A 25,038-nucleotide genomic window follows, 5' to 3' on the forward strand; every position below is an offset into this window, starting at 1 on the left:
CCCCGGCCCATGCGATACAGGTCTGGACCATTGCTCCCGGATGGAAGGCACGACCGTGCGATCCCCCCACACGCATGCCGCGTTGGCCTGCTCCGCCGCCCTGCTCCTCGCCACACTCACGACCGCCTGTGGCTCCGAGGCCCACGCGGACACCAGCGAGCCGACCGCACCGCGCGGGGTGACCGCGCAGGCGAGCAGCGCCACCTCCGCGCACGTCATGTGGAAGGCCGCCACCGACGACACCGCCGTCACCGGCTACGACGTCTACCGCCAGGGCAAGAAGGTCAAGTCGGTCTCCGCGAGCCGGGTGATGATCGACATCGACGGGCTCACCGCCTCCACCGCCTACACCTTCACCGTCCGGGCCCGCGACGCGGCCGGGAACCTCTCCGCGCCGAGCGCCGCCGCGTCCGTCACCACCCCTGCCCCGACCCCCGCCGACCACGAGGCCCCCACCCGGCCGGTGAAACTGCGCGGCAAGGCGGACGGCAGCCGCGCCGCCACCCTGTCCTGGGGCGGCTCCACGGACGACGTCGGCGTCACCGCGTACGACATCTACCAGGAGGGCTCCCGCATCCACAGCGTGCCCGGTACGCAGACCACCGCGCGGCTCACCGGACTGCGCCCCGGCACCATCTACACGTTCACCGTACGGGCCCGGGACGCGGCCGACACCTCGTCGCCGGACAGCGCGAGCCTCGACCTCACCACCGCCTCGGCCCCCGGCGCGCCCGCCTCCACCGCCCCGACGGACCTGCGGATCACCAACCGGGCCGAGGGCAAGGAGCACATCGTCGAGCTGGACTGGAAGCAGCCCGGGACGGGCGGCAAGATCCCCGCGTACCAGCTCTACATGAACGGCAGGCTGACCACCACGATCGTCTGGGGAGGCGAGCCGCCCGCAGGACGGGCGCACTACGAGCTCACCGTCAACGACCCCCGTGGCACCCGCTACTCGATCAAGCTCCGCGCCAAGCTCCCGGACGGCAAGTGGGGCGACTTCTCGGCCGCCCGCACGGTGGTGCTCGGCGACTAGGCCGGGACCCGGACCGTCTCGATCCACGACGGCGGCTGAGGCGCGTCCGTCCCGATGAGCGCGGCGACGAGTCGGCACGAGGGCGACTCGTCGGGCCACGGGGTGTACCCGTCGGTGAGGACCACCACGATGCCAGGGCGCTCCGGGGCGGCCAGCGCCCGGGCGATGCCCACCCGCATGTCGGTGCCGCCGCCCCCGCCCAGCGCGACCTGGTCGGCGGAGGTCACCCGGGACACGGCGTGCACATCGGCGTCGCAGGCCAGCACGGAGACCCGGTTGCCCCGGATGCCCACCTCCCGCAGCACCCCGGTGACCTCGCCCAGCGCGGCCGCCAGTTCGTCGTCGCCCATCGAGCCCGAGGTGTCGACCACGACGGCCACCCGGGGCAGCGGGCGGCGCAGCGTCGGCAGGACGACGCCGCGCAGGGCCGCGCCGCGCCGGGACGGGCGGCGGTAGGTGTAGTCCACCGCCCCGGAGGCCCAGGCCGCCGCCTCCCGCACCGCACCGGCCAGCGCCTGCCGCCAGTCCACCGTCGGCTCCAGGACCTCCTCGGCCCACCGCCGCCAGCCCGCCGGAAGGCTGCCCCGGGTGCGCTGATGGGCGCGCATCGACTCGGCCGTACGCCTCCGCAGCGCCTCCGCCTCCGTCGCGCCCAGCGGGGACGGCCCCTCGGAACCGGGCAGCTCCCACGGCTCGGGGCGGCCGTGCGCGCCCGAACCGCAGGTGTGCGGCGGCGGACCGGGCGGCAGTGCGGGGAGGTACGTCTCGAAGAGCTGACCGGACGGCAGCCCGAAGAGCCCCGGCTCCATCCGCCCCTCCGGCAGCCGCAGCCCGTCGCTGATCAGGTCGTCGTTGATCTCGCAGTCCTGGGCGACGTTGACCCGGTGCGCGTCGCGCTGGTCGGCCGCCGGGAGCCGGGCGGCCCGGCCGTGGTGGTCGCGCAGCAGATGCGCGACCTCGTGCACCCACACCCCGGCCAGCTCGGCGACCGGCGTCCGCTCCACGAAGGCGGGCGACACATAGCAGCGCCAGTGCCGGTCCACGCCCATGGTCGGCACCCGGTCGCTCGCCACCACCGACAGCGCGTACAACGCCGTGGCGAGATAGGGCCGTTCGCTCGCCGCCCGGTAACGCGCCGCCAGCAGCTTGGTGTGGTCCAGCGGGAGCCGCGCGGGTACGGACACGGCCTCAGGCGCTTCCCGGCAGCGCGCCGGAGAGCTGGAGGAGTTCCAGGAAGGCGTCGATGCCCTCCGGGACCGGCCAGTCGGTGTCCCGCATCGCCGCCAGGTCCATCGCCGCCCGGGCCGCCACATCCGGCACCCCCGCCGCGACGGCCTTCGCCAGCACCGCCCAGCCCGCCTCCCAGCGCGGACGGGTCGGCTCGGCCTGGACGGCGGCCACCACCGCGATCAGGAACGCCAGTTGCCGGTCGCCGCGCTCGGGCAGCGCGAAGGCGTCCGGATCGGCCAGCACCCGGTCCGGGTCGGGCAGATCCAGATTCTCCAGGTACGAAAGCAGCTCGATGCCCGCCCCCTCCCCGACGGCCCCCGTCAGAGCGGCGGCGACGGCGTCCCGGCCGGTGCCGGTCGCGTAACCGGCGGCGAGCAGCCGCAGCGCCATGTCCCAGGTCCGGGGCGACGGCCAGGCCCTGCCCCGGCCTTCAGCGTCGGCGGGGAGGTGGTGCACCAGCCCCGGGCGCGCGGTGAGGAATCCGGAGACCGCGCCCCGGGCCCGGGCCACCGCACCGGCGGCCCGGGCGGGATCGACCACCGGGACGGGCGCCTCGGGCCAGGTGCCGGCCATGCCGCGTGCCACGGTGCGCGGGTCGTGCGTCCAGTACAGGTGCACGAAGCGGTTGGCGAGCGGGGGGCTCAGGTGCCAGCCGTCCGCCGCGCTCGACGGCGGATTGGCGGCGGCCACGATGCGTACGGCGTCGGGCAGCTTCAGGCTGCCCACCCGGCGTTCCAGGACGACGCGCAGCAGGGCGGCCTGCACGGCCGGGGGAGCGGAGGACAACTCGTCGAAGAACAGCAGCCCCTGGCCCTTCCGGGCGAGCCGGACCGCCCAGTCCGGCGGGGCCATCGGGACCCCGGTCGTGGCCGGGTCGTCCCCGACGACGGGCAGCCCCGCGAAGTCGGACGGCTCGTGGACGCTGGCGATGACCGTTTCCAGGTCCAGGCCGAGGCCCGCCGCGAGCTGTTCCAGCCCCGCCGACTTGCCGATGCCCGGCTCGCCCCAGAGCAGCACCGGCTGATTGGCGGTCACCGCCAGGGCCAGCGCTTCGAGCTGCGGACTGGCGACGGTCTCGGTCCGGGTGGCGCGCAGCCGCCCGTTGAGCGCGTCGGCGGCGTCCAGGGGGTGCGGCGCCTGTGCGGGGACACCGGGGGCCACGGTGCTCACGCGTCGTCACCTTCCTCGTCGTCGTAACCGTCCTCGTCGTCGTCCCACTCGTCCCACCACTCCGAGCCGGCGTCCGGGTGCTCCTTCAGCACCCGTTCCGCGAGGAACCGCAGATCGGTCCGCCGGTACTTGCGGATCACCTGTTCCAGCGAGAGTTCCGTCTGGTCGCTCACGTCGATCCGGGCGCCCGCGTCGAGCAGGTCCCGGACGAGCTCCGCCGTCCCGCGCCCCGATACGGCGACGCTCAGCGGGGTGCGCTCGCGGTGGTCCCTGGCCTCCAGGTCGAGGCCGGCCGCCAGCAGCCGGGGGAGCAGCACGGTGTGGTCGAGCAGGGGCAGGACGTGGAGCAGCGTGTGCTTGCCGCCGTCCCGGACGCGCGGATCGACGCCCGCGTCCAGCAGCGCCACGACCCCCGCCGTGTCCCCGTGCTGGGCGCGCAGGAAGAGGTCGCGCCGCTGGGCGGCCAGCGCCGCGGGCAGCCGGCCCGTCCCGGTGAGGCAGGCGTGCTCGGCGGCGAAGCAGCCGGAAACCGCCCCGCCGAACGCGCGCAGGGCGCTCTCGCGCTGCCGCTCCTGCGCGGTGTGCGGGGAGGTCAGCGTGCCGTCCCGGAAGCCGACCTCGTGCCAGTCGCCACGGCAGCGCACCCGGGCCGGGGCGGGCGGCGTGATCCCGGGCGGTCCGAACGGCCCCTCGTGGTCCGGGAAGAGCGACCGGCCCACCAGGGGATGCAGGTCCGCGGGCGTCAGGACGCCGTCGCCCAGCAGCTCCAGGTCGGGCAGCCTGCGCCACAGGGCCTCCGGCAGGAAGACCGCGCCCTCGGCCGCCTCGCGTTTCACGACCCCGATCCGCAGCCGGCCGCCGGAGCCGGCGAGGTCGAGCACGACGCGCGCCCGCCAGTCCTGGCCGATCTGGAACCGTTCCGCCCCCACGAGTTCCGCGAACCGGCGGACCTCCGCGTCGAGCCGGGGCACGTCCAGCGCCAGGCCCGCCATGATCGTCTCGGGGCCGGTCCGGTAGTACTCGGGCATCTCCGGCGGCTTCGGGTCCCACTCGATCCCGGCCGCCGCCAGCGCGTCGGCGATCCGCTCGTCCGCGTACAGCAGATTGATCCACTCGGCGCGGGCCACCGGGTCGCCGCTGCCCGGGTCCTCGTCCGGCGGCAGCAGGTGAGCCGGGAGCGGGGTGCCGTCGGCCGCGAGGAACGGCAGCCGGTCCGCGCCGCCGGCCCGGGCGCGCAGCTCACCGGCCCGGCTCGCGCGCCACAGGTGCCCGAGCGTCCGCCAGTCGTCGACGAGGCCGTACGCGACCCGGCGCCGGGGCGGGCCGAACCGGAGCGGGAGGCGCTGGGGGCCGTCGACCATGGCCGGGGTGGACAGCTGGAGATACGCGCCGGGCGCGGAGCCGTAGCCCGCGAGGAGGACGGTCCGGTCGGTCGCCAGGGTGGAGCGGCCCGCGAGGATCCTGGGCAGGTGCCAGCGCAGCAGGTCCGGTGCCAGGTCCCGGAGGTCGGCGAGGAGGGCTTCAGCAGTCTCGGCGCCGTACCGGGCGGCGACCTTGTCCGGGTCGACGCGCACCTCGAAGCCGGCCGCCGCGCAGGCTCCCCGCCAGTCGCCGGCCTCCCGCAGCGCGCCCGACTCCTCGATCACGGAGCGCGGCACGGCGTAGCGGCGGACCTGGCGCCAGCTCGCCGCCTCCTGGGGGGATAGGAACAGGGCGGTGTCGTGCGGGCTCACCGGTACAGGCTCCTGACCGCGCGCAGATCGGCGTGGGCGCCGCCGTCCGGACGCAGCAGCGTCGCGAAGGAGCGCTTCACCCGGCGCGGCAGGCCGGGGCCCAGGCCCACGTACTCCAGCCGGGACCCGGGGGCGACGGCGGCGAGCAGGGTCTTCGCGCCACGCCCGGTGAGCCCGGTGTGGCTGAGTTCTAGGCGGCGCAGCGGGCTGCCGGGCAGCGCCTCGGCCAGCGCGTGCGCCCCGGGGTCCCCGGTGACGTTGGGCGGGGCGCCCAGGGAGCGTTCCGAGGGCGGCCGGCCCAGGTCGAGCGCCTCGATCCCGTCGAGCGCACCGGCCAGGGCGCGGGCTCCCTCCGGTCCGATGCCGTTGCCGCCCAGGCCGAGGCGGATGGGGCGGGACGGGTCGGCGGCGCCCGCGAGGACGGCGGCGCCCGCGTCGCCGAGGTGGTTGGACGGCAGGTACAGCTCCCGCACCCCGGCGTCCAGGATCAGCCGGGCCAGCAGGGGCGCGGCGTCGGCGCCCAGCCCGTTGCCGCCGAGGAAGAGCCGTTCGACGGGGCGCGGACGGGTGCTCAGGACGTCCAGCAGGGCGGCGAGTCCGTCGGCGGTGACCCCGGTGTTGACCAGGTCGAGGGTGCGCAGCGCGGTGTTGCGGCGCAGCATCGGGACCAGGGCGCGGACGCCCGCGTCTCCGAGGGGGTTGCGCTTGAGCCAGAGGGCCCGGACGGTGGCGTCGTCGGCCAGGGCGGCGGCGAGGGCGGCGGCCCCTTCGGCGCCGATGCGGTTGCAGCCGAGGTAGAGGGTGTGCAGCCCGTGCCCGGGCCCGGCCGTCGCCGCCGCCACGGCCCTCGCGCCCTCGTCGCCGAGGGAGTTGGTGCCGAGCAGTACGTGGGTGGCGTGCGGGGAGCGGGCGACGGCGGGCATGACCCGGGCGGCGCCGGCCGCGCCGAGGCCCTGCTTGCAGAGATCGACGCGCCCGTCGGCGCGCAGCGCGCCCAGCGGGAACGCCTCGTCGGCCCCGACGGGCCGCGCCGCCGCCAGCCGGTCGAGCAGTGGCCCCAGCGACGCCGGGTCGGCGAGGGGCAGGTCCGGATGTTCAATGGCCGGACAGCGCACCGGCATCGGCTGCGACATCTCTTACCCCCGTCTGCGAAAAGGCGGCAAGACCGGTCGGATTCGAACCGACGTCCTCCAGCTTGCAGCTAGGGCGCGACGACCTCTGCGCTACAGCCTTGCCGCCGGTGATCCTATCCATGACGGCGATCAATTCGCACACCTGCGCCAGCAGTCACGCGGGCACCGGCGGCGGCGCCGCGCCCGAATCTCAAGTGGTCTGTACCTCTTGACGGCTTGGTCCAGACCAATTACGTTCCCGGGTGCTCCATGGCACGACATCCGCACCTCCCCGAGGACCGCCTCACCGGTCCCTGCCGTAAGGGAGAAACCATGTTCGAGCACATGCCACTCAGACGGAGAACGGCGACCGCCCTGCTCGCCGTTCTCGGCCTCCTCCTCGCGCTGCTGTCCTTGCAGGCCGTCCCCGCGCACGCGGCGGGCAAGCTCACGGCTGCCTTCACGTCCGCCGACAACGGCCCCTGGTGGAAGGGCACCTACGTCCTGCGCAACGACACGGACACCGCCGTCACCGGCTGGACCCTGGAGTTCGACCTGCCCTCCGGGGTCGCGATCCAGTCCTCGTACAACGGGACCACCACCACCCGGGGCAGCCACATCACCGCCGTCAACGCGCACTACAACGGCACGGTCGCCGCGCACAGCAGCACCGAGCCGTACAGCTTCTGGTTCGTCGCCACCGGCCCGATCACCGCGCCGACCGGGTGCAGGATCAACGGCGACAAGTGCGACGGCTCGGCCGACGCGCCCCCGGGCGCGCCCGGCGGGCTGAAGCAGACCGATGTCACCGCGCGTACCGCGTCGCTGTCCTGGACGGCCGCCGCGGCGGGCGACTTCCCCGTGGCCTCGTACGACATCCTGGCGGGCGGCAGGGTCGTCGGCTCCGCCACCGCGGCCACTTCCGCCACCGTCACCGGCCTGACCCCGGCCACCGCCTACGCGTTCACCGTCCGGGCCAAGGACACCCGGGGCAACGTCTCCGCCGAGAGCGCCCCGCTGACCGTGAAGACCGTCGACCCGGCCACCGACACCTCGCCCCCGACGGCCCCCGGCGCCCTGCACGCCACCGCCGCCGACTCCTCCTCCGTGACGCTGGCCTGGACCGCGTCCACGGACAACCAGCGCGTCGCCGCGTACGACATCTACCGGGGGTCCGCCCTGGCCACCACGGTCTCCGGCACCACGACCACCGCGACGGTCGGGGGCCTGTCGCCCTCCACCTCGTACACCTTCACCGTGAAGGCCCGCGACGCCGCCGACAACGCCTCGCCGGCGAGCAACGCCCTGACCGTGAAGACCGACGACATCGTCGGCGCCGGCAACTACGCGAAGGTCGGCTACTTCGTCCAGTGGGGCATCTACGGCCGCCAGTACTTCGTCAAGAACCTGGAGACCTCCGGCGCCGCCGCCAAGCTCGACATCGTCAACTACGCCTTCGCCAACATCGACCCCAACAACCTCACGTGCCTCAACGGCGTCACCAAGGGCACCACCGCCGACCCCCAGGACCCCGAGCAGGGCACCGGCGCGGGTGACGCGGACGCCGACTACGCCCGCCCGTTCAGCGCCGCCCAGTCCGTGGACGGGGTCGCGGACGACGGCTGGGGCAAGCTGCGCGGCAACTTCAACCAGCTCAAGAAGCTGAAGAAGCTCCACCCCGACCTGAAGATCGTGGTCTCGCTCGGCGGCTGGACGTACTCCAAGTACTTCTCCGACGTCGCCGCCACCGACGCCGCCCGCAAGAAGTTCGTCTCCTCCTGCATCGACATGTACATCAAGGGCAATCTGCCCGAGTACAACGGCGCGGGCGGCCCGGGCAGCGCGGCCGGCATCTTCGACGGCTTCGACATCGACTGGGAGTGGCCGGGCACCGGCACCGGACACCCCGGCAACCACTACTCGCCCGACGACAAGGACAACCTCACCCTGCTGCTCGCCGAGTTCCGCAAGCAGCTCGACGCGCTGGGCGGGGGGCACCGCCTCCTGACCGCCTTCACCCCGGCCGACCCGCAGAAGATCGACGAGGGCTGGGACCTGTCCAAGGTCTTCGACTCGCTCGACGCCGCCAACGTCCAGGGCTACGACTTCCACGGCTCCGGCAGCGACAACTCCTGGGAGCCCAACCGCACCGGCCACCAGGCCAACCTCTACAACGACACGCAGGACCCGTACGACTTCCACTTCAGCGCCGACACCGCCATCGAGGCGTACACCGACGCGGGCGTCGAACCCCGCAAGCTGACCCTCGGCATCCCCTTCTACGGACGGGGCTGGCAGGGCGTCACCGACGGCGGCGTCGCGGGCGAGTGGCAGCCGGCGGGCGGGGCGGCACCCGGGCAGTTCGCCGAGGAGGCGGGCACCCGGGGCTACTCGAACCTCATCGGCGCCTATCCGACGATGACGGTCCATCACGACGAACAGTCCATCTCGACGTACGGCTATACCGGCAGCCAGTGGTGGTCCTTCGACGACACCTGGTCCATCGGCAAGAAGACCGACTATGTGAAGGACAAGGGGCTGCTCGGCGTCATGGTCTGGGAGATGTCGGGCGACACCACCCAGGGCACGCTGATGGGTGCCCTGGACAACGGACTGAAATAGCCCTTCACCGGTTCATTTCCCTCAAATCGAGACTTACCGCCCATAGCGGTAGGCTGGTCGCGGCGGTGCCCCCGTGGCACCGCCGTGCCTCACCACCGGACTCCGCTACGGGTCCGGCCTCAGCCGTTCGATGCGCGGGAGGAACCATGACCAGCCCCGAGCAGGACCCGAACCAGCAGGAAGGCCCCGCGGACGGAGGCGCCGCGGGCACGCCCGGCGTCCACGACGGCGGCGCCGACGGAGGGGCCGAGGGCCCCGCGGACGGCGGCGCGTCCGGTACGCCGGGTGTGCACGACGGCGGCGCGGACGGCGGGGCCGACGGTGGCGCCGATGGCGGTGCCGAGGGTCCGGCCGACGGTGGCGCGGCCGGTACGCCGGGTGTCCACGACGGCGGCGCGGACGGTGGTGCCGAGGGTCCGGCCGACGGTGGCGCCGCGGGTACGCCCGGCGTCCAGGACGGCGGGGCCGACGGCGGCGCGGACCGTTCTTGAGCACAACCCCGACCGGCACCCAGGACCCCCCGGCCGCGACGGCGGCCCCCGGGGTCCTGGAATCGCGCCTGACACCCGGCACGAGCCGGGACACGTTCGCCCGCGACTTCTGGGGCCGCGAGGCCCTGCTCACCCGCCGGGCCGGTGACTTCTCCGACCTCTTCCCGGCCGCCGCCGTGGACGAACTCGTCTCGCGGCGCGGACTGCGTACGCCGTTCCTCCGCGTCGCCAAGAACGGCGCCACGCTGCCCGACGCCTCGTTCACCTCGCCCGCCGGGGTCGGCGCCACCATCGGCGACCAGGCCGACGACACCGCGCTGTGGCGGGAGTTCGCCGACGGCGCCACGCTCGTCCTGCAAGCGCTCCACCGCACCTGGGCCCCTGTCGGCGACCTCACCGCCGCGCTCGCCGCCGAACTCGGCCACCCGGTGCAGGCCAACGCCTACGTCACCCCGCCCCAGAACCGCGGCTTCGACGCGCACTACGACGTCCACGACGTCTTCGTGCTCCAGACCGAGGGCACCAAGCGCTGGATCGTCCACCGCCCCGTGCACCCCGACCCGCTGCGCGACCAGCCCTGGACCGACCACCGCGACGCCGTCGCCGAGGCCGCCGGGAGCGAGCCGTATCTCGACACCGTGCTCGGACCGGGCGACGTCCTCTACCTGCCGCGCGGCTGGCTGCACGCCGCCGAGGCGCAGGGCGAGGTCTCCGTCCACCTGACGCTCGGCGTCCACACCTGGACCCGGTACGCCCTCGCCGAACAGCTGATGCGCGCCGCGCTCGCGGAGCTGCGCGACGACCCCTGGATGCGCGGCGCGCTGCCGCTGGGCATGGCGGACCCGGACGAGGAGGCCGCTGCGGTACGCGAACGACTCGCGGCGGCCCTCACCGGCGCCGACCCCGCCCCGCACTTCCACCGCGCCCGGCGCGCCCAGTCCCGTCCCGCACCGCTCGGCCCGCTCGCCCAGCTCGCCGCCGTCAACGGCCTCGCCCCCGGCACCCCGGTCCGCCTCCGGGGTGCGCTGGAAGCCCGCCTGGAGGGCCACCGCCTGGTCACCCGGGTCGGCTGGCTGGACTTCCCGGCTACGGACCTGCCGGCCCTCGCCCGCCTGCTCGCCGGCGAGGTGCGCACCGCCGGGGACCTCGGCCTCGCCTGCGCGGGGAGGCTGCTGCGCGCCGGCGTCCTCGTCCCGTCCGCCCGGTGAGCGCGGAACGCCCCCGGTGACAGCGGAACGCTTCTTCTGCGCCGACGCCGCCCGGGCCCGCGGCGACGCGCTCCCGGGCACCGCCCCGTACGGCCTGGTCTGGGTCCTCGTCGAGTACCACGCGCCCTGGCCCGCCAACGGCTACGACGGCCTGCCGCTCGACCCCGTCGCCCAGTCCCTCCTCTTCGAGGCCGCCCGGGCGGTCCGGGCCCGCATCCTCCTGATCAGACGCCACGGCCGCCGCGCCCCGCGGCCGGGCCCCCGCCGCTGGGCCGTACTCCGGTACGACGCCACGGGCGCCCACCGCCAGCAGTGGGGGACCTGGGAACGCGACGAGGACCTGGCCCGCATCGCCGACGTACTCGAAGCGCCCGGGGAGCACGGGGAGACGGGGCTCCCGCCCGTCGTCCTCGTCTGCACCCACGGCCGCCACGACACGTGCTGCGCCGTGCGCGGACGCCCGGTGGCCGGCGCGCTGAGCGAGCGGTGGCCCGACCTGGTGTGGGAGTGCACCCACGTGGGCGGCGACCGCTTCGCCGCCAACGTGCTCGTCGCCCCCGACGGCGTCTACTACGGCGGCCTGGACGCCGCTTCGTCCGTCACCGCGGTCGAACAGCACCTCGCCGGCCGCGTCCACGCCACGCACCTGCGCGGCTACACCGACCTCTTCCCGGCCCAGCAGGCGGCCGTCGCGGCACTGCTCGCCCGCAACGGCCCGGCCGCCCGCCACGCCTACACGGTCGCCGGCACCACCCGAGCCGACCCCCACTGGCTGATCCGCCTCACCGGCCCCCCACCCCACGCACCCGCGTACGACGTGGAGGTCACCGCACACCGCGCCCCACCACACCAACTCACCTGCAACGGCCCGTCGACGAGCGCGGCCATGGTCCACGAGGTCACCTCGATCCGCGTCGGCTGAAAGGCGTTCATGAGGCCGACGGGCGACCCTTTTCACCTCGTTCATGGCGGCCTTCACAACAAATACATATCGTGTTCACCAACTCCGGCGTGTCGGGCCATGTGGGCTGATAGGGAGATACCTCCAGGGGGGACCTGCGCGTGTGCATACCCCTGTGCGCCCTGCCAGGAGGTACACACCACATGCCCCGTAAGCCCCAGGCCTTCTCCGCCACCACGAGCGATCCGGATCTCGATCGGCTGAAGGCGGTACTTGAGGGTTGGCGCAACTCCCTCCTGGACCTGGGAGGGCGCAACCGGCTGCTGAACTTCCGGCACACCAGGACGTCAACCCTGGAAATCACCGTGCCCGACGCGATCTCCCTGCCGCCGGCACTCGTCAGGGGCCTGGAGTTCGGACGAGTGACGGAAGCCGCGGAGGAAGCCGACGAGCTGAACGGCGTGGGCGTCGAACAGCGGCCCGACTCCGGGCTGGTCACGCAGAAGACAACCCAGGCAGCGCTGGACAGCGCCTTGTACCAACTGCGGCAGAAGTCCGCCCAGATGTTCAACGACTACGGACTCTGGGTCCTGTGGCTGGGCATCGGCATGCTGGACTGGCGCGAGGACGGCGCCCACGAGAGCAGCTCGGCGCCCCTGCTGCTGGTGCCGGTGGAGCTGCGCCGGGACAGTCGTCGCCGGTACCGGCTCCACGTGGCGGACGGGCAGGACCGGGCCCACAATCCGGCGCTCGCGGTGAAGCTGGAGCGGATGGGCGTCGACTGGTCCACGGTCACGGGCACCGACGTCACCGACCTGCCCGCCCTGCTCTCCGCCGCCCGTGCGGTGGCCGCCGGCCAGCAGGGCTGGACGATCGACGAACGTGCCGTGCTCGGTCTGTTCGCGTCGCACCGCGAAGCGATGTACCAGGATCTGCAGCAGAACGAGGACCTGATCCTCGGGCATCCACTGGTCCGTGCCGTCGCCCTCGGCCCCGACGCGGGCCTGCCCGACGACCTCATCGGATTCGAGCCCCCTGAGCTGGACCGGATCGACGAGGTCCAACTGCCCGAGAAGACCCCTCTGGTGCTGGACGCGGACGCCTCGCAGCGTCAGTGCATCGCCGCGGCGCTCGACAACCGCTCGTTCGTGATGAGCGGCCCGCCCGGCACAGGCAAGAGCCAGACCATCACCAACATGATCGCCGCCCTCATGCACGCGGGCCGCAGCGTGCTGTTCGTGAGTGAGAAGGCCGCCGCCCTCGACGTCGTACGCAACAGGCTGCGCGGAGTGGGCCTCGGTGACTTCGTCATGGCCCTCCACAGCGGTGATACGAGCAAGAAGGCCGTCGCCACCGAACTCGCCCGGGTCCTCACGACCGAAGCCCGAGTCACCGGAGCGGCCGAGCACGAACTGGAACGGGCCCGCCGTCTGCGCGAGGAGCTCTCCGCGTACGCGGCCGGCATGAACCAGAGCCGGGAACCCCTCGGGCGGACGCTCCACGATGTCCTGGGGCGGCTGGTCCAGCTGGAGCAGGCGGGTACACCGCAGCTGGCCCTGTCCGCGCGGCACACGAAGACCGTCCGGAACCTGAGCGCCGGCGCCCTGCAGGAACTCGCCGCCGCCGCGAAGGCCGTCAGCAGGGCCTGGCGCCCGGTCGCCGAGGGCGAGTCCTTCGCCTGGCGGGGTCTGACCGGCACGTCCGCGCACCAGGTCGCCACTGAGGCGTCCGCCGCCCTGGACGGCGTGCGGGCAGCGGGGGGCCGCCGTCCCTTCACCGCGGAGCAGGGCCCTCGATCGGTTCGCGAGCTCCAGCAGGCGGTGCGCGCGGTACGTGCGGGTCTTCCGGACGGCCTGGGCTCGCCGGAAGCACCTCTGCCGGAAGACGTGCCCGGCCTGCTCGCGCAGCTCGCCGATCTGTTCGGCCTGCCCAAGCCGGAACACGTGGACGAGGCCTTCGCGCTGTGCGAACTCGCGGATCTGACCACGGCCGAACACCGACCGCCGCGTGGCTGGTTCGACGAACACACGCTGCGCCGGGCGCACTCGGCCGCGCAGGAGCTGCGGCAGGCCCTGGACGCCGAGACCGCCGCGCGTACGGCCGCCGAGGACGTCTTCGGCGCGAAGGTCGTCGATGCGGCGGACCTGCCGGACCTCACCGCCCGATTCGCGGAGCAGCACCGGGGACTGAAAGCCCGGTTCTCCGCGCAGTACAAGACCGACCGTGCCGCTGTCGCGGCACTCACCCACTCCGGCACGTGGACCAAGTCGCTGGTCGGCCGTCTGGACGACGCTCTGGCCTGGTACACGGCCGCGACGGAGGTCGTACGCCTCGCGGCCGAGCACGCCACCCTGCTGGACGACTACACCCCGCGTGACCAGGGAGCCTTGGACCCGCTCGACAGCGCTCTGGCGACCGCCGACCGCGTCGCCGAGCTGAGCCGTGGTGCCGTCGGACGGGACCTGCTGGCCGAGCAGTTGGCCCATGGCGTCGAGACGGACCGTCTTCCGGGGTTGCTGGCGGACAGCGTACGGGGATCTCTGGGCGACTGGTGCGCGGCCTCCACGCGTCGGGCCGAACGCTGGAACACGTCCGTGGCCGGGCTTCTCGAACTCTTCGACCCGGCGCGGCAGGCCCAGCTCTCCCCGCTTCTGTCGGGCACCTTCGACCGGGCACAACAGGTGGTCGACGCGCTTCTCGCCGACCCGCACGGCCCGGAGGAGTGGCGCGCGTACCGGGACGGTCTCGACGTCCTGGCCCGGCGCGGCGCCGACGACCTCGTGGCGAGCGCGGCCGAACGGGGCGTGGATCCGCAGCAGTTGCCGCCCATCGTCGAGCAGGCGATGCTCCGCTCCTGGGCCGACGACATCCTCGCCACCGACGCCCGACTGCGTACGACGCGCTCGGACGACCTGGACGCACGCGTGGCGGACTACCGGGAAGCCGACCGCCGTCTGATCGCCGCCGCGGGCGGGGCCGTGATCGAGGCCTGCAACAAGCGCCGGCCCCGCCGCTTCGGCAGTGGGGGCGGCGCCGTCATCAAGCGTGAGGCGGAGAAGAAGACCCGGCACATGCCCGTACGCGAACTGCTCGGCCGGACACGCGAGGTCGTGCAGTCGATCAAGCCGTGCTTCATGATGAGTCCGCTGACGGTCAGTCAATTTCTGCCCTCCGACTACACATTCGATGTGGTCGTCTTCGACGAGGCTTCCCAGGTCCGGCCCAGTGACGCGATCAACTGCATCTACCGCGGTCGTACGCTCGTCGTCGCCGGTGACGACAAGCAGCTGCCCCCGACCTCGTTCTTCGACTCCGCGGGCGAGGACGAGTCGGACGAGTACGAGGAGGATGTGCCCGACTCCTTCGAATCGCTGCTGCACGCCTGCAAGGCAGGGGCCATGCGGGAACTCCCCCTGCGCTGGCACTACCGCAGCCGCCACGAGAACCTGATCACTTTCAGCAACCACTCGTTCTACCGGAATTCGATGGTCACGTTCCCCGGTGCGCTCGACGAGGGCAACGACGTCGGCGTCGCCTTCCTCAAGGCCGGAGGCGTCTACGACCGGGGCGGCCGCCGCGACAACCAGGCCGAGGCGAGCTATGTGGCCGAGAGGGTGATCCATCACTTCGACACCCGCCCCGGCAGGACACTCGGGGTGGTCGCCCTCTCCCAGGCCCAGGCATCGGCCATCGACCAAGCCGTGCAGCAGGCCCGCCTGCTGCGCCCCGACCTCGAACACTGCTTCACCGAGGGCCGCCTCGACGGCTTCTTCGTCAAGAACCTCGAGTCGGTGCAGGGCGACGAGCGCGATGTGATGATCATGTCCGTCGGTTACGGCCCTGACGAGCACGGCAAGCTCGGACTGAACTTCGGCCCCATCAACAAGGCAGGGGGATGGCGGCGCCTGAACGTCGCGGTCACCCGTGCCCGTTATCGCATGGAGGTCGTCGCCTCCTTCCGAGGCACCGGCCTCGCCGACAGTCCGAACGAGAGTGTCCAGCACCTCAAGCGCTACCTGGAGTACGCGGAGAACGGCCCCGCCGTACTCGCACGTGATGTCGTGCAGTCCGACGCGGAACCCGACAGTCCTTTCGAGGAGTCCGTCCTGTCCGTGCTGAGCGACTGGGGTTACCAGGTCCAGCCGCAGGTCGGCGTCGCCGGCTACCGCATCGACCTCGGCCTGCGCCACCCCCAGCTGCCCGGCGCGTACGCCCTCGGCATCGAGTGCGACGGGGCGATGTACCACTCCTCGAAGACGGCCCGGGACCGGGACCGGCTGCGTGAGCAGGTGCTGAACGGCCTGGGCTGGCGGCTGTACCGGATCTGGGGCACCGACTGGTACCGGGGAAGAGCGGCAGCGGAACTGCGGCTGCGGGAGGCGGTCGAGCAGGCCGTCGCCCAGGGCCCGCTGACCGCGTCGGTCCAAGAGCCGCGGCTCCCGGAGCCGGTGCACGAGCCGTCCGCCGCTCCCGCTCGGTCGGTTCCGTCGGTCAGCGCCGTGGCACGCTCGGACAGTCATGTGCTTACGGTTCCGGTCGCGTCCGTGCCCGCACAGGCCGCCGCCGTGGAGTACGAGCGGGTGCCCGTGGAAGTGGAGGCGGACCGTGACTGGAGCGCTCCCTACCGCACCAGTTCGCAGCGGGTCGGTTCGCCCCATTTGATGCACACCGTGGAGGCCCGGCCCGAGCTGCAGGGGGTCCTGGAGCAGATCATCGAGTGCGAGGGGCCCATCCACGAGGATCTGCTGATGCTGCGTGCCCGCACGGCCTGGGGTGTGACCAAGGCGGGCAGCCGCATCCAGGACAACATCCGGCAGGTGCTGCGGGCCATGGTCGGCTCGCGGCGCTTCTCGAGCGACGGCGTGTTCTTCGACGTGGCCCGGCGGGCCGGGCTGAAGGCCCGGCGCCCCGGGGACGGGGAGGCCGCCCGCAAGGTCGCACACATCTCCCCGGCCGAGCGTCACCTGGCGCTGTGCGAGCTGGCGGCGGAGTGCCCGGGCAGCACGCAGGAGGAGCTGGTCAAGCAGGCATGCGAATTCTTCGGGTGGCGCAGGACGGGCAAGGAGATCAAGGACTGCCTGACGGCGGACATCTCGGAGCTGCACCGGCTGGGCCGGCTCGGAGTCGGCGCGGCTGGTTAGGCTGATCGTTCCGAGCGGTCCGGAACGATGGGGGTGAGTCGGATGGCGGCGAGCAGTGAGCGGCGGCGCAGGTCGGACATCGTGCGGTACTGGCGCGCGGTGGAGATGTTCAGCCCGCAGAAGGTGGAGAAGAACTCACCGGCGAAAGGCATGCACCCCGTCGAGACCGGACGCCCCCTGCCGTGGGAAGAAGGACATCCCGTACGACGGCGGAGCCCCGGGCGGAACATGGTCCGGCAGCACACCGTGTACTGCGGCGTGTACCCGGTCGCGGCCGTCCGCGACGTCCTGCTCGATGTGTTCGGCGGCAGCGACGAGGACCACGACGGCCGGGTGGACGGCGACAGCGCGCTGCTCGCCTTCGAGGTCACCGACGAGGGCCTGCTGGTTCAGGACTCCCTCACCTTCTCCGCCTGCGCCTGGGCGACGGGACGCAGCCGCAAGCCCGGCCCGGGTACCCGGGACTGGCTCGACGGCTTCGAGGCGGAGGCCGAGGCGTGCGAGGGCGTCGTGCTGGGCGTCGGTGACGGCAGGGTGACGATCGCGGACACCCGGCCGGGACAGGGGCGGCGGCCCTTCGCCGGATTGCTGTGCGAGATCACGGTCGGCGCTCTCGGCGGCGCTCTGAACGCCGCACTGGGGCCGGTGCTCGGCGACCTGGCGGCCGGTGCCCTCTCCGGCGCGGCCGATTCCGTGGCCGAGGGCGGCGTGTCGCTGGACGAGGGCCCACCGGACGAGGGCGACGGGGCCGATACCGATGACGGCGACGACGCCCCGCCGAGACTGGGCGAGAAGCCGCTCACCGTGCGGGACCTGTCGGCCCTCACCCGCTGGGTCGCCGAACGGTTCGGTGTCGCCGACGACCTGCGTCCGGAGACGATCCGGGTCCAGTGCAGAACCGTGTCGCGGCGGAAGGCCGGCCGGTCCGGAGGGTCGGACTTCCTGAACAGCTTCATCGCGGCGGACCTCGACCTGGTGGCGGGCCGGCTCGCCGAGGACGAGCCGGGGCCCGCACTCCGGGACTACCTGACCGCCTCGGCCGCGCTGCGCGGCCGTACGCGCATCGATCTCAAGCACGAACCCGGAGTGGTACTGGCAGGCGTGCGGCCGGCCGACTTCCCGCTCGGGCGATGGCCGGCGAAGACGGAACATCCGCTGGTGCTGAGCCAGCAGTTCGCCGTGAACCGGATTCTGGAGCAACTCGCCGCTACCGAGGGCCTGTACGCGGTCAACGGTCCGCCCGGCACGGGCAAGACCACCCAGCTGCGCGACCTTATCGCCGCCGTGCTGGTCAACCGCGCGGAACAGCTGTCCGAACTCCAGCGGCCCGAGGACGCGTTCACCGGTCGGCCGCATCGCTGGAGCACCGGCACGTACCAGCGGTCCCTCGCCACGCTCAAAGCGGAACTGACGGGGTACGAGATGGTGATCGCGTCGGCCAACAACGGTGCGGTCGAGAACGTCTCCAACGAGATCCCGGCGCTCGAATCTGTCGCTGAGGAGTGGCGGGAGGCAGCGTCCTTCTTCCCGGAACAAGGCCGCCTGCTTCTCGACGGCGCGCCGTCGTGGGGAACCCTCGCCGCAAGGCTCGGCAACAAGGGGAACCGCTCGGACTTCCGCAACGCGTACTGGTTCGGTCCGCCGAGCGAGGAGCGGGAAGAGCGTGGCGAGGGGATGCGGGACCGCCTGAGGACGGCCGCTTCGCGCGGCTTCGACCTGATGGGGTGGCGGGAGGCCGTCATCCGTTTCCGGGAGGCCCGGCAGGCGGTCCGGGACATGCGGGACGAGCGGCAGCGGGCGTACGACGCGCTCCTGCAATTCAACGGATCACATGCGGCCGTCGCCGCTGCCCAGGAGGCCGAGCGCGACGCCCGTCGTGACCTGGAGGCGCTTCGGCAGCCGGCCGCGGACGCCCGCGCGGCCCGTGGCAGGGCGCAGCAGGACCTCGCCGGTCCAGCGGGCCTGCGGGCGGAGCACCGGCGCCACCGACCGGGCATGGCCGCGGGCATCTTCACGCTCGGCGCGGCGCAGCGCGACTGGCAGGCCGAAGACCGGCTGTTGGCCGCGGCCGAACGGGAAGCCCGGGTTGTGTACGAGGAGGAGAGCCGGGCGGCCGCCGCTTACGACCGGGCCGAAGCAGCCCGCAGGGGAGTTCTGGAGGAAGCCGGACGGGCGCTTCGGGCGGTGGAAGGACGCCATGCAAGCGTCCGGGCCACCGTGGGGACCGCCCTCGACCGTTGGGGCACCTTCGTCCCGGGGCAGGAAGAGCGCGGCGAACGGACGGAGGAGGATGCCAGGGAACTGTCCTCGCCCTGGTCCGATCCGGAGTTCACCCGGGCCCGCACCCGGCTCTTCCTCGCCGCGATGGATCTGCACGGGGCTTTCATCGAAGGTGCGGCCGACCGTATGCGGAAGAACCTCGACGCGGCGATGGACGTTCTGTGCGGCGACGCCCCGAAGACCCTGAAGCCGGAGGTCGTGCTGGCGGCCTGGCAAAGCCTGTTCCTCGCTCTGCCGGTCGTCTCTACCACGTTCGCTTCACTGGACCGGATGTTCGCCGGCCTGGGGCCCCGGTCGCTCGGCTGGATGCTGATCGACGAGGCCGGCCAGGCGACCGCCCAGATGCCGGTGGGTGCCCTGTGGCGTGCCCGCAGAGGCGTTGTCGTGGGCGACCCGCTCCAGCTGGAACCGGTGGTGACGCTGCCGCACACGGGACAGCGAGCACTTCGCCGTACCTATGGGGTGGCTGAGGAGTGGGAGCCGTCCCGGACCTCGGCGCAGCGCGTCGCGGACCGGTTGAACAGCTACGGCACCTGGCTGCCCGCACCACAGGGATCCGAGGACGACCAGGTGTGGGTGGGATCACCCCTGCGCGTGCACCGGCGTTGCGACGACCCGATGTTCACCATCAGCAACGCAATCGCCTACGACGGGCTCATGGTGCACGGGGTGCATCGGGACGACGAGTACGCGGTGGCCCGGCGCGGGGTCTGGTGGCCAGTGAGCGGCGGACGCGCCTCGCAGGGCAAGTGGTCGGCGGAAGAGGGGGAGTGCGCGAACGTCATCGTGCACCGGCTGGTTGACCGGGGCCTCGACCCGGCACGCGGGCTCTTCGTCATCAGCCCGTTCCGGGATGTGGTGGCCGGGCTCCGCCGCAGCCTCTGCCAGGTGGTCCCGCGCGACAGGGTGGGCACCGTGCACACGACTCAGGGAAAGGAAGCGGACGTGGTGCTGCTGGTCCTCGGTGCGGGCGGGGACAAGGCGGGGCCGCGTGCCTGGGCGGCCTCGGCCCCGAACCTGTTGAACGTCGCGGTGAGCCGCGCTCGTCGACGGTTGTTCGTCGTGGGGGACCACTCCGCGTGGCGTGGGCACCAGCACTTCGACGTACTCGCACGCCGGCTGCCGTGCATCTCGGAGGCCGAGCAGGAGGCGATGCGGGCACTCGCCCCGGTCACACTGGCGCAAGGCTGCCGCTGCGGATGACACGTCATACCGTGACGCACGACCGCTCCCGGCGCCTCGGCACCGGGAGCGGTTGTGGGCCCGAGCGGGATCAGCGCAGCCGCTCGTACGCGGGCAGGGTCAGGAAGTCCGCGTAGTCCTGGTCCAGGGAGACCTGGAGGAGGAGGTCGTGGGCCTCCTGCCACTGGCCGGCGGCGAAGGTCTCCTCGCCGATCTCCTCGCGGATCGCGGCCAGTTCCTCGGCGGCGACCTTGCGGGCCAGGTCCGCGGTGGCGTGTTCGCCGTTCTCGAAGACCACGTCCGCGTTGATCCACTGCCAGATCTGCGAGCGGGAGATCTCGGCGGTGGCCGCGTCCTCCATCAGGTTGAAGATGGCGACCGCGCCCATGCCGCGCAGCCACGCCTCGATGTAGCGGATGCCGACGGCGACCGCGTTGCGCAGGCCCTCGTACGTGGGCTTGGCGTGCAGGGTGTCGATGGCGATCAGGTCGCCGGCCGCCACCGAGACGTCCTCGCGCAGGCGCTCCTTCTGGTTCGGCTTCTCGCCGAGGACCGCGTCGAAGGAGGCCATGGCGATCGGGACGAGGTCCGGGTGGGCGACCCAGGAGCCGTCGAAGCCGTCGTTCGCCTCGCGGTCCTTGTCGGCCTTGACCTTCTCGAAGGCGACCTTGTTGACCTCGGCGTCGCGGCGGGACGGGATGAAGGCCGCCATGCCGCCGATCGCGTGGGCGCCGCGCTTGTGGCAGGTGCGCACGAGGAGTTCGGTGTACGCCCGCATGAACGGGGCGGTCATCGTCACCGCGTTGCGGTCCGGCAGGACGAACTTGGCGCCGCCGTCACGGAAGTTCTTGACGATCGAGAAGAGGTAGTCCCAGCGGCCCGCGTTCAGCCCGGAGGCGTGGTCGCGCAGCTCGTACAGGATCTCCTCCATCTCGTACGCGGCGGTGATCGTCTCGATCAGGACCGTGGCCCGGACGGTGCCCTGCGCGATGCCCAGCTCGTCCTGCGCGAAGACGAAGATGTCGTTCCAGAGGCGGGCCTCCAGGTGCGACTCCGTCTTCGGGAGGTAGAAGTACGGGCCCTTGCCGAGGTCGATCAGGCGCTGGGCGTTGTGGAAGAAGTACAGGCCGAAGTCGACCAGCGCGCCGGGCACGGGGGTGCCGTCGAGCTGGAGGTGGCGCTCGTCGAGGTGCCAGCCGCGCGGGCGGGTGACGACGGTCGCCAGCTCGTCGGCCGGCTTCAGCGCGTACGACTTGCCGGACCTCGGGTCGGTGAAGTCGATGGCGCGGTTGTACGCGTCCATCAGGTTGAGCTGGCCGAGGACCACGTTCTCCCAGGTGGGGGCGGAGGCGTCCTCGAAGTCGGCGAGCCAGACCTTCGCGCCCGAGTTCAGGGCGTTGATGGTCATCTTGCGGTCGGTCGGACCGGTGATCTCCACCCGGCGGTCGTTCAGCGCGGCCGGGGCCGGCGCGACCTTCCAGGAGTCGTCCGCCCGGATCGCCGCGGTCTCCGGCAGGAAGTCCAGCGTGGAGGTGCGGGCGATCTCGGCACGGCGCTCACCGCGGCGGGCGAGCAGCTCGTTCCGCCGGGGCGTGAACCGGCGGTGCAGCTCGGCCACGAACGCGAGGGCCGCGGGGGTGAGGACCTCGTCCTGCCGGGGCAGGGGCTCGGCATCGACGATGGCCAGCGAGGACGGCGCTGGTGCGGACATGAGCTGTCACTCCTTCAGCGGGCGGTGCGGACGGCGTCACGGCCGCCGGGCCGCCCGATTCGGCACGGCGTGCCAGGGCTCCGGGATACGGCTGTGGCCGCCGTCTGAGGTGCAGAGGGCTTCTGAACAGTGGATAGTAGTTTCCTCATGGTGGAAGTTCAATGGTTTGTTGATGTCGAGATTCTTCGGGTCGACAGAACCGCCCGCGCGCTGGCGCAGCGTGCCAGGGTGTTCACTCCAGGTGCGAGAGGTCCGCCGGGGTGTCGATATCGAACGCCTGTGCCACGTCCCCGCACTCCACCAGCGTCAGCGCCTCCCGGTGCGCCCGCAGATAGGCCCGCGCCCCCTGGTCGCCCACCGCCCCCGCCGCGATGTCCGTCCACCGGTCGGCCCCGAACAGCACCGGATGCCCGCGTTCCCCCGCGTACGAGGCCGCCACCAAGCTCGTCCGGTCCCGGTACGCCGCGGCCACCCGGGCCACCGCCTCCGCCCCGATCCCCGGCTGGTCGACCAGGAGGACGAGCGCCGCGTCCGCGCCCGTCCCCGCGAGCGCGTCCAGCCCCGTCCGCAGCGAGGAGCCCATGCCCTCGGTCCACTCCGGGTTGACGCTCACCCCGCAGCCGTCCAGCCCGGCCCGCGCCCGCACCTCGTCGGCCGAGGCGCCGAGCACCACATGGACCGGGCCGCAACCGCCCTCGCGGAGCGTGCGCACCGCGTGCTCGACGAGCAGTCCGCCACGGTGTTCCAGCAGGGCTTTCGGGCGTCCGCCGAGCCGGCGGCCGCCGCCCGCGGCGAGCAGCAGTCCGGCGATCTGTGCGTGTGTCATGCCGCCTGAATACCCCACGGCGGCCGCTCCCGCCCACCGCCTCGTACCTCTACGGCGTGTGTTACGTACGCGGAGTGGCGCCCGGCACCTTTTATGGCGTTAACTTGCCCGCATCCCCGGACACTTGACCACGGTCGGGGGGCGGGTCGGAACGACACTGGCACAAGGACGTGCGAGGGGGAGCTTTGTTGAAGAGCGTCGGGCAGGAGCGGGTGACCGGCAGCGGTGAGGACCCCAGGGTGGCGGAGCTGCGTACCGCGGTCTCCCGGCTCCGGCGGGCCCTGGCCGGCCATCCCGGGCAGTTCCCCGACCGCGCCATCGCCGAGGACGAGCTCGCGGCGCTGGACGCGATGGCGCGCAGCGGGGCGCCCGAGATCCCCTGGCTGCGCCGCTCGCTGCTGCTGATCGCGGGGGCGATCGGCTCGGTCAGCGCACTGGCCGCGGCCCTGCGGGACGTCCGGGTCGCCGTGGACCTCTTCGGCGAGCCGCCGCAGCGCTGAACGGGCCGGGCCGGATGCGGTCAGCGGCGGATGAGCCTGCGGGCCGTCGCCGCCGCCACGGCCGCCGTGCGCGAGTCCACGCCGAGCTTCGCGTAGATGTGCACCAGATGGGACTTCACGGTCGCCTGGCTGAGGAACAGCCGCTTGCTGATCTCCGCGTTCGACAGCCCCTCGCCGACCAGTCGCAGCACCTCCAGCTCGCGCTTGGTGAGCGCCTGGGCGGGGGTGCGCATCCGGTCCATCAGCCGGTGCGCCACGGCCGGGGCCAGCGCCGAACGCCCGGCCGCCGCTGTACGGACCGCCGCCGCCAGTTCCTCGGGCGGCGCGTCCTTCAGCAGATAGCCCGCCGCCCCCGCCTCGACCGCCGCCAGGATGTCCGCGTCGCTGTCGTAGGTCGTCAGGATCAGCACCCGGGGCGCGTCCGGCGCCGCCGTGATCGCGGCGGTCGCCTGCGAGCCGTGCATCCCGGCGCCGAACTGGAGGTCCATCAGCACGACGTCCAGCCCGCCGGCGGCGGCCCGGGCGACCGCCTCCTCGGCGGTGGCGGCCTCCGCGACGACCCGGAAGTCCGGCTCGGTGTCCAGGACGGCCCGCAGCCCCGCCCGGACCACCGGATGGTCGTCGGCCAGCAGCAGCCGGACCGGCTCCGCGCTCATGCCGCCTCCCGCCCGGTCAGGCCCGCCGGCAGCGGCAGGGTCAGCGCGACGGCGGTGCCCTGGCCGGGCGCCGACTCGACGCTCAGGGTGCCGCCGAGCGACCGGGCCCGGGAGCGCATCGCGGGCAGCCCGAAGCCGCCGGACTCCGTGGCGCCGGCCTCCGGCACGTCCTGCGCGAAGCCGCGTCCGTCGTCCACCACGTCCAGCGACACCGAGGTGTCCATGAAGCTCAGCGTGATCTCCGCCCGTTCCGCCCCGGCGTGCCGCACGGTGTTGGCCAGTGCCGACTGGGCGGTCCGCAGCACCGCCACCTCGTACGGCGTCGGCAGCTCCACCGGTGTGCCGCTGACCGCGAAGCGCACGGTGAGCGCGGGCGTCGTGGAGCGGGCCGACAGCCGTTCCAGGGCGGCCGTCAGCGAGCCGTTCGCCAGGTCCGGCGGGGTCAGCGCGCGGACGAAGCGGCGCGCCTCGGCGAGGTTGTCCTGCGCCGCCTCGCGCGCCCGGTGCACATGGGCGGCGGCCGGGGCGCCCTCGGGCAGGGTGCGCTCGGCGGCGCGCAGCAGCAGCTGGATGGAGGACAGGCCCTGGGCGAGGGTGTCGTGGATCTCCCGGGCCAGCCGCTCGCGCTCGGCCAGCGTGCCTGCGGTGCGCTCCGCCTCGGCCAGCTCCGCACGGGTCGCGACCAGCTCCTCGATGAGCTCGCGGCGCCGCTCGCTCTCCCGGAACAGCGCCTCGTAACCGAGGACCGTGGCGACGGCGACGGCCGCGCCGAGCAGCGGACCGATGAACGTGCCCGGTGTGACCGCCTGCCCGTGCAGCAGGAAGCTCGCGATGGCGGCGCCCGCAGTCACCGCCACGGCGGGCAGGCCCCAGCGCGTCGGCAGCAGATGCAGCTGGAGGAAGTAGAGCGGGAAGGCCACCCACAGGGCGTCCGGCGACAGCACGAGCAGCGCCGCCCACAGCACCCCGAGCACCACGAGCCACCCGGCGCCCGCCCGGGTCCCCGGCCGCACGGACGTGGCCGCCGCGCCCGCCCCGTACACCGCCGCCAGCACACCGGACACCGCCGTCACCGCGCCGGGGTGCGGGCCGCCGTCGGCGTACGCCTTGACGACGGCGAGCGCCAGCAGGCCGAGCATCAGCCCGTGCAGACACAGCCGCAGCGCGGCGGCGACCGGGGGATGGACACGCGTTTCCATGATGTTCCAGCGTAGGCGCGGGCCGCCCGGGGCCGGTCAA

General features: G+C 73.1%; 16 protein-coding genes and 1 tRNA gene. 7 read left to right on the forward strand and 10 right to left on the reverse strand.

The window, feature by feature from the left end; translation table 11 throughout:
• The first annotated feature begins 40 nt into the window (after window positions 1-40).
• Window positions 41-1,036: a fibronectin type III domain-containing protein gene (locus ACIQZN_RS14670; RefSeq protein ID WP_403992544.1), complete on the forward strand. Its 996-nt coding sequence runs from the start codon at window positions 41-43 to the stop codon at window positions 1,034-1,036.
• Here the strand turns inward: ACIQZN_RS14670 and ACIQZN_RS14675 are convergent.
• From ACIQZN_RS14675 to ACIQZN_RS14695, 5 genes are all read right to left on the reverse strand, one after another.
• Window positions 1,033-2,220, reverse strand: a complete 1,188-nt coding sequence (locus tag ACIQZN_RS14675; RefSeq protein ID WP_403992547.1) for a VWA-like domain-containing protein — start codon at window positions 2,218-2,220, stop codon at window positions 1,033-1,035. The genes ACIQZN_RS14670 and ACIQZN_RS14675 overlap by 4 nt on opposite strands.
• A 4-nt stretch (window positions 2,221-2,224) precedes the next feature.
• On the reverse strand, window positions 2,225-3,436 hold the full coding sequence (locus ACIQZN_RS14680; protein ID WP_403992550.1) for an AAA family ATPase: 1,212 nt from the start codon (window positions 3,434-3,436) through the stop codon (window positions 2,225-2,227).
• Complete coding sequence (locus ACIQZN_RS14685; RefSeq protein WP_403992553.1) at window positions 3,433-5,169, reverse strand: ankyrin repeat domain-containing protein; 1,737 nt, start codon at window positions 5,167-5,169, stop codon at window positions 3,433-3,435. The genes ACIQZN_RS14680 and ACIQZN_RS14685 overlap by 4 nt, the downstream gene beginning before the upstream one ends.
• The gene (locus ACIQZN_RS14690) at window positions 5,166-6,302 is read right to left on the reverse strand and encodes a gala protein (RefSeq protein ID WP_403992556.1); all 1,137 of its coding nucleotides are present in this window, start codon (window positions 6,300-6,302) and stop codon (window positions 5,166-5,168) included. The genes ACIQZN_RS14685 and ACIQZN_RS14690 overlap by 4 nt, the downstream gene beginning before the upstream one ends.
• Before the next feature lie 27 nt (window positions 6,303-6,329).
• A tRNA-Cys gene (locus tag ACIQZN_RS14695) sits at window positions 6,330-6,402 on the reverse strand.
• A 212-nt stretch (window positions 6,403-6,614) separates the two neighbouring features.
• Here ACIQZN_RS14695 and ACIQZN_RS14700 point away from each other — a divergent pair.
• Window positions 6,615-8,903: a glycosyl hydrolase family 18 protein gene (locus ACIQZN_RS14700; RefSeq protein ID WP_403992559.1), complete on the forward strand. Its 2,289-nt coding sequence runs from the start codon at window positions 6,615-6,617 to the stop codon at window positions 8,901-8,903.
• A 119-nt stretch (window positions 8,904-9,022) separates the two neighbouring features.
• Here ACIQZN_RS14700 and ACIQZN_RS14705 read toward each other — a convergent pair whose 3' ends face one another.
• Window positions 9,023-9,400, reverse strand: a complete 378-nt coding sequence (locus tag ACIQZN_RS14705; protein WP_403992562.1) for a hypothetical protein — start codon at window positions 9,398-9,400, stop codon at window positions 9,023-9,025.
• Here ACIQZN_RS14705 and ACIQZN_RS14710 point away from each other — a divergent pair.
• The 4 genes from ACIQZN_RS14710 (at window position 9,391) to ACIQZN_RS14725 (ending at window position 20,127) form a co-directional block, all read left to right on the forward strand.
• Window positions 9,391-10,602 carry a cupin domain-containing protein gene (locus tag ACIQZN_RS14710; RefSeq protein WP_403992565.1) on the forward strand — a complete coding sequence of 404 codons (1,212 nt, stop codon included), beginning with the start codon at window positions 9,391-9,393 and terminating at the stop codon, window positions 10,600-10,602. The two genes, ACIQZN_RS14705 and ACIQZN_RS14710, sit on opposite strands and share 10 nt — an antisense overlap.
• Window positions 10,603-10,618: 16 nt before the next feature.
• Window positions 10,619-11,524 (forward strand): sucrase ferredoxin, encoded by a 906-nt coding sequence (locus ACIQZN_RS14715; RefSeq protein WP_403992568.1) that lies wholly within the window; start codon window positions 10,619-10,621, stop codon window positions 11,522-11,524.
• 182 nt (window positions 11,525-11,706) lie between these two features.
• Window positions 11,707-16,644: a DUF3320 domain-containing protein gene (locus ACIQZN_RS14720; protein ID WP_403992571.1), complete on the forward strand. Its 4,938-nt coding sequence runs from the start codon at window positions 11,707-11,709 to the stop codon at window positions 16,642-16,644.
• Window positions 16,645-16,686: 42 nt separating this feature from the next.
• Entirely contained in the window at window positions 16,687-20,127 is a 3,441-nt protein-coding gene (locus ACIQZN_RS14725) for a DEAD/DEAH box helicase (RefSeq protein WP_403992574.1), read from the forward strand.
• 70 nt (window positions 20,128-20,197) lie between these two features.
• Here ACIQZN_RS14725 and aceB read toward each other — a convergent pair whose 3' ends face one another.
• Together aceB and ACIQZN_RS14735 are read right to left on the reverse strand one after the other, a co-directional pair.
• On the reverse strand, window positions 20,198-21,817 hold the full coding sequence (gene aceB / locus ACIQZN_RS14730) for a malate synthase A (protein ID WP_403992577.1): 1,620 nt from the start codon (window positions 21,815-21,817) through the stop codon (window positions 20,198-20,200).
• A gap of 232 nt (window positions 21,818-22,049) precedes the next feature.
• Window positions 22,050-22,643 carry an NTP transferase domain-containing protein gene (locus ACIQZN_RS14735; RefSeq protein ID WP_403992580.1) on the reverse strand — a complete coding sequence of 198 codons (594 nt, stop codon included), beginning with the start codon at window positions 22,641-22,643 and terminating at the stop codon, window positions 22,050-22,052.
• A 185-nt stretch (window positions 22,644-22,828) separates the two neighbouring features.
• Between ACIQZN_RS14735 and ACIQZN_RS14740 the strand changes: the two genes are divergently transcribed.
• The gene (locus ACIQZN_RS14740; protein WP_403992583.1) at window positions 22,829-23,143 is read left to right on the forward strand and encodes a DUF5955 family protein; all 315 of its coding nucleotides are present in this window, start codon (window positions 22,829-22,831) and stop codon (window positions 23,141-23,143) included.
• Between the two features lie 20 nt (window positions 23,144-23,163).
• Here ACIQZN_RS14740 and ACIQZN_RS14745 read toward each other — a convergent pair whose 3' ends face one another.
• Together ACIQZN_RS14745 and ACIQZN_RS14750 are read right to left on the reverse strand one after the other, a co-directional pair.
• Window positions 23,164-23,799, reverse strand: a complete 636-nt coding sequence (locus ACIQZN_RS14745) for a response regulator (RefSeq protein ID WP_403992586.1) — start codon at window positions 23,797-23,799, stop codon at window positions 23,164-23,166.
• Window positions 23,796-24,998 carry a sensor histidine kinase gene (locus ACIQZN_RS14750; RefSeq protein WP_403992589.1) on the reverse strand — a complete coding sequence of 401 codons (1,203 nt, stop codon included), beginning with the start codon at window positions 24,996-24,998 and terminating at the stop codon, window positions 23,796-23,798. Before ACIQZN_RS14750 ends, ACIQZN_RS14745 begins: the two co-directional genes overlap by 4 nt.
• Window positions 24,999-25,038 lie beyond the last annotated feature (40 nt).

It is taken from the genome of Streptomyces sp. NPDC097595 (genome assembly GCF_044761525.1).
Lineage (GTDB): Bacteria > Actinomycetota > Actinomycetes > Streptomycetales > Streptomycetaceae > Streptomyces > Streptomyces drozdowiczii_A.